This is a genomic window from Nostoc sp. 'Peltigera membranacea cyanobiont' 210A (assembly GCF_002246015.1).
Classification (GTDB): Bacteria; Cyanobacteriota; Cyanobacteriia; order Cyanobacteriales; family Nostocaceae; genus Nostoc.
Genome location: NZ_NOLJ01000009.1, coordinates 326,244 through 336,339, shown reverse-complemented (window position 1 = coordinate 336,339; position 10,096 = coordinate 326,244). Strand labels below are relative to the sequence as shown.

9 protein-coding genes and 2 pseudogenes are annotated in these 10,096 nt (G+C 40.4%); 6 read left to right on the top strand and 5 right to left on the bottom strand.

Features of this window, described 5'->3' with window-relative positions; all coding sequences use genetic code 11:
* Positions 1 to 872: 872 nt before the first annotated feature.
* Both CDG76_RS39735 and CDG76_RS39730 read left to right on the top strand, forming a co-directional pair.
* Positions 873 to 932: pseudogene (locus CDG76_RS39735) on the top strand (sigma-70 factor domain-containing protein); the annotation flags it as partial.
* 152 nt (positions 933 to 1,084) lie between these two features.
* A pseudogene (locus CDG76_RS39730) lies at positions 1,085 to 1,192 on the top strand (RNA polymerase sigma factor, RpoD/SigA family); the annotation flags it as partial.
* A 423-nt stretch (positions 1,193 to 1,615) separates the two neighbouring features.
* Here the strand turns inward: CDG76_RS39730 and CDG76_RS27805 are convergent.
* The 4 genes from CDG76_RS27805 to CDG76_RS27790 all read right to left on the bottom strand — a co-directional run bounded on the left by CDG76_RS27805 (position 1,616) and on the right by CDG76_RS27790 (position 5,741).
* Positions 1,616 to 2,767, bottom strand: a complete 1,152-nt coding sequence (locus CDG76_RS27805) for a ParB/RepB/Spo0J family partition protein (protein ID WP_094352086.1) — start codon at positions 2,765 to 2,767, stop codon at positions 1,616 to 1,618.
* 3 nt (positions 2,768 to 2,770) lie between these two features.
* Complete coding sequence (locus tag CDG76_RS27800; RefSeq protein ID WP_094352085.1) at positions 2,771 to 3,574, bottom strand: ParA family protein; 804 nt, start codon at positions 3,572 to 3,574, stop codon at positions 2,771 to 2,773.
* A 691-nt stretch (positions 3,575 to 4,265) separates the two neighbouring features.
* Positions 4,266 to 5,510: a ParM/StbA family protein gene (locus CDG76_RS27795; protein WP_094352084.1), complete on the bottom strand. Its 1,245-nt coding sequence runs from the start codon at positions 5,508 to 5,510 to the stop codon at positions 4,266 to 4,268.
* Between the two features lie 24 nt (positions 5,511 to 5,534).
* A complete protein-coding gene (locus CDG76_RS27790; protein WP_094352083.1) occupies positions 5,535 to 5,741 on the bottom strand; it encodes a hypothetical protein in 207 nt (68 codons plus the stop codon).
* Positions 5,742 to 6,066: 325 nt separating this feature from the next.
* Here CDG76_RS27790 and CDG76_RS37745 point away from each other — a divergent pair, with 325 nt between their 5' ends.
* Both CDG76_RS37745 and CDG76_RS37740 read left to right on the top strand, forming a co-directional pair.
* Positions 6,067 to 6,210 (top strand): hypothetical protein, encoded by a 144-nt coding sequence (locus CDG76_RS37745; RefSeq protein ID WP_190241000.1) that lies wholly within the window; start codon positions 6,067 to 6,069, stop codon positions 6,208 to 6,210.
* A gap of 31 nt (positions 6,211 to 6,241) precedes the next feature.
* Complete coding sequence (locus CDG76_RS37740; protein ID WP_190240999.1) at positions 6,242 to 6,385, top strand: hypothetical protein; 144 nt, start codon at positions 6,242 to 6,244, stop codon at positions 6,383 to 6,385.
* 79 nt (positions 6,386 to 6,464) lie between these two features.
* On the opposite strand, the gene CDG76_RS27785 is transcribed toward CDG76_RS37740, so the two are convergent.
* On the bottom strand, positions 6,465 to 7,043 hold the full coding sequence (locus tag CDG76_RS27785) for a hypothetical protein (RefSeq protein WP_094352082.1): 579 nt from the start codon (positions 7,041 to 7,043) through the stop codon (positions 6,465 to 6,467).
* Positions 7,044 to 7,899: 856 nt separating this feature from the next.
* Here CDG76_RS27785 and CDG76_RS27780 point away from each other — a divergent pair.
* Together CDG76_RS27780 and CDG76_RS27775 are read left to right on the top strand one after the other, a co-directional pair.
* Positions 7,900 to 8,286 carry a plasmid mobilization protein gene (locus tag CDG76_RS27780; protein ID WP_094352081.1) on the top strand — a complete coding sequence of 129 codons (387 nt, stop codon included), beginning with the start codon at positions 7,900 to 7,902 and terminating at the stop codon, positions 8,284 to 8,286.
* Between the two features lie 43 nt (positions 8,287 to 8,329).
* Positions 8,330 to 9,838, top strand: a complete 1,509-nt coding sequence (locus tag CDG76_RS27775; RefSeq protein WP_223265420.1) for a relaxase/mobilization nuclease domain-containing protein — start codon at positions 8,330 to 8,332, stop codon at positions 9,836 to 9,838.
* Positions 9,839 to 10,096 lie beyond the last annotated feature (258 nt).

The following is a 10,096-nucleotide window of genomic DNA, read 5'->3' as shown; positions in this document are numbered from 1 at the left end:
ATTATATTCACTATAATTCAATTATTTTGAACAATCTCCATAAAAGCAACCGAAGAGCCATATTTTGTTTCCTGTTCATAACTGTAAATAGACAAAAAATACTTTTCTAGTACTTACAGTTAATAATGAATCTGCGTCCTAAGTCAATTATGTCAAAAGTTTTACTAAATATTTTATGCAATTCTTTATACTTTTTAACCTTCGCAGCTAATAATTTAGCATAGTAAGTACTGAAGAACCAAATTTTTTGCAAGGCGTGAATGTTTGACATAGGGATCAAGTCAATACGTTTTGATTTGTGAAAGTTATCTGTTCAGATTATTTAGGGGAGCAGGAAAGCAGGGGAGAGAAGAATAACTTGCTATGAGTCTTTCCCCAGAACTCTGTCCCTTCCCTCTCTAACCTCAAGAGCTTATCATACCCCTTGGGGGCTAAGTGGGGTACAAAATATCAAATAGCTAAATGTACCCCATGAAGCCCCCATGAAGCCCCTATGTAGGTGTCAAATTCTCGTCAAAGTCCTAATCTATTTTTGGGGTACACATAGCCCCCATATAGCCCCCATCAGAATTTTTGAAATCTTTTCTATGAACGTAGTAGAAATTAACTTACAAAAAAATAGAGAAGAAGGAATAGAAAACTTTAGTTGTGGTCTAAAGCCCACTTAAAAAAATATTTATTTCGAGACGCATAGCGCGAAATACAAAGCGCAGAGGCGGAATGTCTCCGCCTCCGCTCCTTGGTTAAATCCCACGTTTCAAAACATGGGTTCCCTACACCCTCTGAAATGGTTGACTGTTTGATTTATACTCTACTGTCAATATCTTTGTTTAAATTAGCTTCCCACCACGCAAGATGTCTAGCCAAGCTTTGATACAGTTGGAATTTACCTACGAGAAATTGGTCGCTTTCCGAGGCTATTGCCAGAGTAAAAGATTGTCTACACAAGACTTGTAAGGTCAATGCAAAACTTGATAAGCAAAACGATTTTCAAGTGCAACGACTAGAGCGTTCCCAAACTAGGGCTGAACTAGCTATCGAGGTAAATAAAACAGAAGCACAGTTAACCCAAATCCAAAAGCTTGGTCAACTGGCTAAACAAAAAATGATTACCGCCAACCTCCGGTTAGTGGTTGCGGTAGCTAAAAAATGTCACTGGAGTAACCTGGAATTTCTGGATCTGATTGAAGAGGAGTCATTCCAAGGTACGCTCTGCTCATCGACAAGGAATGAAAGCTTTACGAGGTGAGCAAGACCAGATTAAAGATTATTTGGTTTCTTGAAAACTATTTATGTCCAAGGAGAAGGAATCGCTATTGTAGAAAGCACTTCTCCCGTACTCACTCTAATAGCAGTTTGCTCATAGTTGGGGCATTGAACTTTAACTTGGATGATTGAAGATTGTCCATTATATTCTCCAACTACAGGCTCACCCGTAAACTTACAAAGTATCCCCTCTTGGCAGTCTAGAAATCTCACATGCTGAAACCGTTCGGCTGATAATTCTGGTTTGACTCTGCGGGATTCAGGCGAAAGCCATTTGGGTAGTTTAGATAGGCACTCATAGATTACATGGACATCTCCGATTCAGTGAACTAAGTCGGACGAAATAGTATTAGTCCAACTTTTTCCGAATCTCTTTTGCCTTAGCTTCTAATACAGCCAATAAATCTCTCAGTTGCTCTTGCTGGATATCTTCGACCTTAGTTGCTGAGACATCTCGAATTAGAGAACTGATTTGGTGACTTGGTTTAGGTTTTGTTTCAGGAGCATGTTCAGCAATAGTTTGGGCAACTAGAAAACGAGTTTGAGCGACTGTTAGCCTTTCTTGCAAAACTTGTGATGTAGCATCTTGTCGGATTTTAAGAGCTTTAGTTTCTTCAACTTTTAAATTTTTAGAATTTAGTTTTTGGAGCGAGCGGGCGTGGTTTGCACCAAGTCCTAATTGTCTAATCGCAATTTTTAAGTCTTCTGAAAGCCGTAAACAAGGAAAGACATTTGCATCTACTGATGCTGGATTTTGTTGAAAACGTAGTAACAACAGAAGAATACTTTGTTCTATTTCGTCCAAATTAAATTCTTTAATGCCTTCTGACTGCTCTTTTCTAGTTAAAATAACCAATTCAGTTAATTGGGGCAAAAGTTTTTTTGCGTTTAATCTAGCTATTGCTCTCCTAAGTGCTCTAACTACTTCTTCCTGCTCAAATTCCAAAGCTAACTTAGCCTGTTGAATCAAACCTTCGGCTAAATCTAGCTCATTCAAGCCTTCTCGGTGAAGACTAGTTAATAAAGTGCGTGTATGTAATTCCTCTTCAGAAAGAACTTTCTGAAGCATCACTGCATCAAGTGTTTCAATTTCTGGCTGTAACTCTTCTGCAACTGATCTCCATCTCCGTTCTCCATCAAAAATGAGATTTCCCGGTAGTAAAATAATCGGCTGTTGTTGCCCTTCCTCTCTAATTGAAACAGCCATACTCCGAATACTATCCGAAGTAAATGTTTGCCTTGCTTGTTTGGGATTGGGCCTTACTTCACTATAGTGAATTTTAAAAATCCCAGATGCTTTCAAATGTTCTCGTAGGTCTTCAATAGTTTGATTGAGGAGTGTACGTTCTTCTTCAGCAAGCTTTCCCTGTGCTTGTTCATCTTTTAATCTTGTAATCTCTGCCTGTAAATCTTCTACTCGTTCTTCAAGCTCAAATACCTGTTGAGAATCAGCAGCAGAAGCAAACATTCCAAGTACACTCGGTTTGTTTAATTTTGTCATCGATCAACCTCTTATTAGCTTAAGTTCTTGAACTAGTGCATCAACAATTGGCATAAAATCTCCTCTTGCCTCTTTACCTGGTCTGTAAATTCCCAGAGGTAGTCCTCTACCAGAAGCATTAAGAATATCAGCTGATTCTCGAATTGGGCTAAAATACTGAATTCCCAAATTCTTACAGACTAGGGGAAGTTCCTCAACAATACTTCTATGCGCTCCCCAATCACTTTTCCAACGAGTAGGAACTATACCTAATATTTTCGGAGTCGGTTTCAATCTCAGCCGCTTGCAGTTGAAATAGTACCACTCAATCATCGCCGCAGCACTTTGAGAAGCCTTGTATTCAGGTTGAATTGGAATTAACACGTGGCTAGAAGCTGCAAGAGCAGTCAGTGGTAAAGGCTCCAATGTTGCAGGACAATCAATAATTACAAAATCGTGAGATAAGGGATAATCACTCAACCGATCTGCAAGAGTATAAGCTCCACGCAGATCCTTTGAAACTTCCCGAATTGTTTCGTGTAATTCTTTTCCGCCTTTACAAACTTGAATTTTGTCAATCTTACCTTGCCAAGCTGTAACTAAAGGCCAATCCCCCTTGAAGTCTGGATCGTAAACATTAGCCATTGTTCCCTGAGTTTTAAATTCTCCCAATCCGCAAAATAATGTCAATGATTCGTTAGGATCGATGTCTAATAGTGCCACTGAATAGCCACGAACACCCAATTCATACGCAAGATTGTATGAAATAGTACTTTTTGCCACTCCTCCAGCGTTTGTCTCAATCGAAAGTGTCAAATTGGCAGGCATAATTTTTCTCTTTCTTGATTACTATATTTCCGACTCCCAGTCATGAGATAACGTTATATCAGTTTGGGCGAAGAATTTTGAGATAATGTTATATCATTTTTCTGATTTCTCTAACAAGGATTGCTATCAACACAGAGGTTGACTGCAAGTAATATCGATCTAGCTACACAGATTGCCTATTGTGGAATTGTACACAAAAAGAAATATACCCCGTCCAAGAGATATTCACTCAGCACTTGCTCAATCTAATAGTTCCGTAGGAAAGCATTATTGCCTTTGTGCAAGCTGGTTATTGAGTATAAAAACCAACGGCATAATTCTAATGTGATTTCAACCTTTAAAGCTGTGTCAACCAGCAGCTATTAATGCGACTTTTTTGAGCTTATTGAGAAGAAAAATCTTCTGTTGACATAATATAACCACCTTGCCATGAAGATTCTACGCTGAACAACAGTCTTTGTTCAAAGTGTACTCGATTGAAGCGGGATAACAATATTCTCTATCTACCTGATGTCATTATAGAAAGGGGCGCTGCCAACAAGGAATTATTTTCAATCCCCCTAGAACTATCTATTCTCACCTAACCACGAGTAATCGGCTCATTCATGCAGTGGTTATTGAGAAGTTACGTAAAAAGCATCCCAGAAGTGTAGTTGCAGTCCTTGTAACTACACTACTTTTTCTGAGCTAATCAAACATTCTCGTTCACAGCAATAAAGGTACTAGGTCGCTCACAAGGCGTAAAATTATACTTGCGTTTAACTTCTTCATCTGGATTATCTGTACTACCTTCAGCGGATTTAGTTAGCAGTACAACTTCAGAGCGAGTATAACCAGTCAACTCATCAAACTGAGTAATCATATATTGGTAAAGCGCCCAGACATCCGCCATCCGATTGCCAATACCGGAAGATATCTCATCAGGTATAAAAATATTACCGTGCCAGGATACCTTAATTCCCTCTTTCTGGAAGTAAGCGTCTATTTCTGGACGAATATAATCCGCAGTCCCTCCGCAAAACACCAGTTCTTCAATATCCTCATCCATCTTCGAGCGCAACCACCTGACGATCGCACGCCAATATTCATCTCTAGCAAGCAATAAAGCCTTGGACATCGACTCGCCATCAAGTTGAATTTCATCACCTTTGCGCTTGCGTGAGAGTTTCTGCATCACCTGGGAGTCACAACTAACTCCAGCTTCTACCAACACCTCAATAATATTGGGATTATCAGGGCTTAGTCCCGATGTCTTGGAAGTAAAATTATTCACCAGCCAAGACATACCAAAATTGCTGGTTATTCCCGCGCTAATTGAACCACTCCGAAAGGTGAAAATACTTGCATTGCGATAACCAAGCATCACGTACATCGAAGCAGGCATATTATTGCCAAGCGATCGCCTACGGTGAAAAAATATTCCACTACCCTCAGAAGCTGCATCATAACGAAGCATTTTTACCCGCATCTTACCTGCTGGTGTATCAAATCCTCGAAACGCTTCCTTTAACCGCACTTGTAACTGTTCTTTGTCTTGCATTTCACCGGGCGGCAGCAGGATGCTCAAGTAAGCTGCAACATCATTACCCAGGTTCAACTTCTCCTTAGCCAGCCAAAATGCACCACAAATTTTAGGGACTGCTAGTTCGTACTTTAGCTCCTTCAGCTGCGATATACCCCCAAACCGACGACGGGCAAGCTCTCCCAAGGCGCAATACTCATCACCTATTCCTACCCAAGTACGAGATTCAGGATTACCTTCTTGTTGAATGCTCTCAATCGAAGCTTTAGCAACGTCCGCTACTTCTGAGTCGAAAAGTAAAACAACAGGCTTTCCCTCTGGATACTCTTGAACGATCACCTTGGTTTTACTTGCACCCATGTCAATCGTAATTACTACCTTTTTTACGTCTGTTTTCTCCTTAGTTTTGGGCATATCTTTATCTTTTATTACCTTTTACTATCGTTCCCAATTTAACCGAAATGGGAAAAATACTGTGGTGTAAAACACTTTCTTTACAGGGTTTAACAGCTTTTTTACATAGAAAGTGCGTAGAGAAAAAACTATTACAGCGATGTTCTTCGATGGCGCTACAGCATTCATACCAGCTCCATTGAGTAGAGAGTCCACTGCAAACTGCCACGGGGCTAATTGAAATAACTCCATAGCACTAACACCAAATCCAAACCGTAGATTGTAAGTACACTAATGTACTAAAAACTGCTTTAATATTCACTGTTAAATCACCTCCTAAATCATGACTAAATTACCCCAATCACACCCAAATTCTGTATCAACTAAAAGTTGAATTATTAAACAAAATTAGCTTTTTGCCTGTAATTCAAACAATGCAATTGTCATCATCACACCCCGTATTACCTCAACCATCCCCGCAATTACCCCAGTAAAAAGTATCGCAATTGTGCAGTCTTGTACGATAACAAGGTATGTCAAATGGGGTCAATTACATATTTGCTTTGCTGTCAAATTTTTGATTGTAGTTTTTACAGATGAGATACATGAAGTGATTATTCTAGGCGATCGCACCTCTAAAACTAGAATGCGATCGCCTTTCCAGTTCGGTCAAATACTGTTGATGCCCTCGACCAAAGGCTTTGACCAAATGTATGGCTGAAATGGTTTCATACAACCTTTGAACAATGCAGGTGCTTAAGCGAAAACTCCTTCTAAATGCGCCCAGTGTAGTGGTGCAAAGCACTTACTGGCAACAGCGCCGCGATAGCGAAGCGCCGACCGTCGGTTCGCACTCCAGGAGATATTGCCCACAACGACAAACAGGACAAGGATAGGACTTACGCAAGTATCACAAGCAAAAGTAGAGAGTATGCTTTTCTCCAACACCTAACCACCGATATCCTCATAATCCCCTCACTCCAGACGAAATCCTGCATCAACTTCTATTTCTGCCTTAGCAATTGGATCATCCTCGTCATCATTAAAAAACCCATCATCTTCGGAATCTTCTCCCAAAACATTTGATCCGACTGGTTCTGTCGCAACAGGTAACGACACAGGACTTGGCCCAGTGGAATCAAAAAAAGAAACTGAAGGGGGAACCGAATTAGCTGAAATAGGAGTTATTTCCACGCCATTAGTTCCAACTGTTGGTTGTAACCCAGTTGTACCTTGCGAGAAAACTCCACTATGAGGATTAACAAGAACTATCTGGGGCAACCCCTCCATCCCAAACGTCCGTTTCATCTTAATGATCTGAACTTCAAGTTGCGCGATCGCATCATGGAGGGCTGACTGCAATTCAACACCAGATACCCCCGCAGCAGATAGCGCAAATGGTAGGTAATACGCCCGCAGCGCCTCACATACTAACTCAGTTTGCCCTCGCTTCTTCGACTGGAGATAGCTAATTACTATACCGTCCTCCATATCTTTATTCCGCATGATACGCGCCAACTCAACCGAATCAGCTGGCTTACTCGCTCTTGCCATAACTTCTCTTCTATATAACGTGCAAATCAAGCTTCTCAGTAAGCTATTTGTCAATACTCATACTTTAACCATACGATGGGAGAACTCACCCCCGTATTTACTCCTAACTACCCCAATTCACACGCTAATTACCCCAATCAAGTGAAATTGGGTTTGATTTTTGTCAATCAAAATAAATAATTAACTGAAAAATAAACTCTGACAATTCCCATAATTGAGGTATTCTGAGGGCAAATTAACCCAATTATTTCAGCATTACGTCAAAGGTTAATCAGCTTGGCACATAACCCCATAACCCTCTCTGCATCTGATTTACTATAGTTGCACTCCACAACAGACTATTGCTGTTACCGTACAGTCCTGTAACTAAGACAAGGTATGTTTAGTAGGGTCATTTTATTACTAAGGCTATTATCAATAAACTAGATTAATTGACAGTGCCTTTAATACCAATCGTCTTATCTTGTATCACAAAATGCTACCTTTGTAATATATCTACTGTTTGATAAATAAACAGATTGAAAAATAATACCTATAAATAATTGTAATTACGTATAATTTAATTCACGATAATGGATACCACCCACTACGCGATCGCACGCTGGCGACATAACCATACAATCTCTACAACCCAACAATTGCATCATTAAAAACAAGGTTTACGGCTTCAGTGTCAGTTACAAGACGAACCATAAGATATTACCTTGTATTATCACAAGTTACAGTACTCTCACTGGCGGCATCTAAATCAAGTATAGTTTATACCAAAAGTAGCAGCGATATTGTCCGCAATTGAGACCATACACTGTTGTCAGATTTCCGGTTATCCCCAACTCCCTCAGTGCAGTCTCTAACTATGCCACTCAGTCCCGCAGTGAAAGAAGATATGGTAAGTAATTCCATAAAGCGAACCAAATCTATCAAGGTATACCTCTTTGAGCAAGAGAAAACTACCATTGAGGAAAAAGCGATCGCCACAGGGGTAACTGCATCTGAGTATTTACGTTCCTGTGGGTTAAGGCGGGTACTAACGGCAAAACCATCTGCCGACTTGATAACTATCCGCGCTACTGCTGGAAACCTCAAAAGCGAACTGATGATGTTATCTCACTTAGCAAAGGAAACAAACAACCAGCAAATTTTGGATACTGTCAATAATGCGATCGCACTCGTAGATCAGACTATCGCAGCTGCATTTAACCTAGACGTTCCAGACAAATCACCCTCAAGCCAAGATAAATAAGGCATTACAGGTTCTATATCCCCCTACTTTCAACTCCCTCAATTTGATTCCCGTCATCTATAAAAAACCCAATTTTCTCGACACGCTCAAGTATGTCTTGGGGAAAGATGATGCTGGGATTGTCGATACTAATATGATGGGAACAAACCCAGATGAATTCAACCAGCAGTTTCTCAACATCAAGTACACCAAAAAAGCAGTTAAACGGCAGTGTGCCCACCTCATTATCTCGATAGCACACCGCCACAACTATCATGAGCATTTATCAGACAGTCAGTACAGCTATGTAGCAAGGGAATATCTCAAAGATATGGGATATTTACCCAAGGAAGAATCATCTGTAGCAGCTACGAGTCAGTTCGTTGCAGTACGCCATCACGATCGCGACCATGAACACCTGCACATAATTGCCTCCCGAATTCGGTTAGATGGCAGTTTAGTTAATGATTCCTATGATTATTTCAACTCCCAAGTCTCAACTAGACGCATCGCGGCGGAACTAGGGTTAGAGGTGACACCGACAACGAATGAAGCTGTCGCCTCTAAGTTACAGCAAGAGTACGGGATAACTGCACTCACCAGCCCCAACCGATCGAAAAGTATTAGAGCAGTCAACAGTAAGCACAAAACCCCAACAATTAAGGAAATTATTCGCCAAGCAATAGGAGAAGCCATTAAGGATAGTCCCACTGTCTCCACATTCATCCAACGCTTGGAGGAAAACAACATTGGGGTATTGCCTAAAATGCAGGGAGAGGAACTACTAGGCTTTACCTACATCCATAATGATGTGAAAATCGCTGGTTATCAAGTATACAAACCCTATAGTTGGAACAAACTGCTGTCTGAATACGGAATAACATACGACCAAGAGAAAGATAAGGAAGTAATTCAACAAGCTAAAGCCAGAGCAATTAACCGCATAAATACTAATATTATACGTAATAATAATTACTTGTGTACTGAGAGACCTACTAGCAACAGTACAAGTGATGCTAATGGCGATACCGATAGTAACTCCAAAACACTTGGGAGTACAAATGCACTAAACAATAATTATCCAGATCAAATTTCGATAATACAACCAAAATTAGAAGAGAAACCCACGTCGGAAGCAAATAAGGTTAAGAAAAAAGTACAGCCGTATCTGAAGGAACAGCACCCACAACAGGATATTTCAGAAGAAAACCGTCTATCCACTGCTCAACAAATCCTGCAAGAGCAATCTTCCGCTACTCCCCCTTTTCCTAACCTTCTCCCTTCTAACCTCAAATATCTGCCTTCTACAATCACTGACTATATGCTTGTTACCAATAATTTCCGTATCAAGGGACGGGAATTGAGTGCCAGCTTAGATGCCAATATTCTGACTGTTTACCGTCATGGGGATAATACTCCTGTGATGCAAACCTGCTATAGTCAGGGAAACTGGTACGAAGAGATACCAACTCGACTAACAACAAACGAAATCGAGCAGATTGAAAGCTTGCGTATCTTTACCCAAGAAGCATTAATGGGTAAGTTGCGATCGCAAAGAGGCATTGAGCAATAGTAAATCTGTTGGTAGAGAAAACTTAATCCACAGTGCCATTCGACTGTGGGTAAAAAGCTGTTGGGAATTACTATAGTTTGTACGAAGTGTTCAAATTTGAATACTTCGTACAAACTATATCCTACTCAGGTGAAAAAATCCTAATATCGTTTATCTCTGTGGGTTTTGTCGGTTCGTAGATAAGATGAAATTTGAACAACGGAGTTACAGGAGTTCCAGGCGACGGAATTCGCACATAAAGTGAAATCGATTGTGGGG

Bases quoted from the DNA above. Each gene is read 5' to 3' on its own strand.
- CDG76_RS27780 (WP_094352081.1), top strand. From the start codon at position 7,900: ATGCCACTCAGTCCCGCAGTGAAAGAAGATATGGTAAGTAATTCCATA.
- CDG76_RS27800 (WP_094352085.1), bottom strand. From the start codon at position 3,574: ATGCCTGCCAATTTGACACTTTCGATTGAGACAAACGCTGGAGGAGTG.
- CDG76_RS27805 (WP_094352086.1), bottom strand. From the start codon at position 2,767: ATGACAAAATTAAACAAACCGAGTGTACTTGGAATGTTTGCTTCTGCT.
- CDG76_RS27795 (WP_094352084.1), bottom strand. From the start codon at position 5,510: ATGCCCAAAACTAAGGAGAAAACAGACGTAAAAAAGGTAGTAATTACG.
- CDG76_RS27790 (WP_094352083.1), bottom strand. From the start codon at position 5,741: ATGGAGTTATTTCAATTAGCCCCGTGGCAGTTTGCAGTGGACTCTCTA.
- CDG76_RS27785 (WP_094352082.1), bottom strand. From the start codon at position 7,043: ATGGCAAGAGCGAGTAAGCCAGCTGATTCGGTTGAGTTGGCGCGTATC.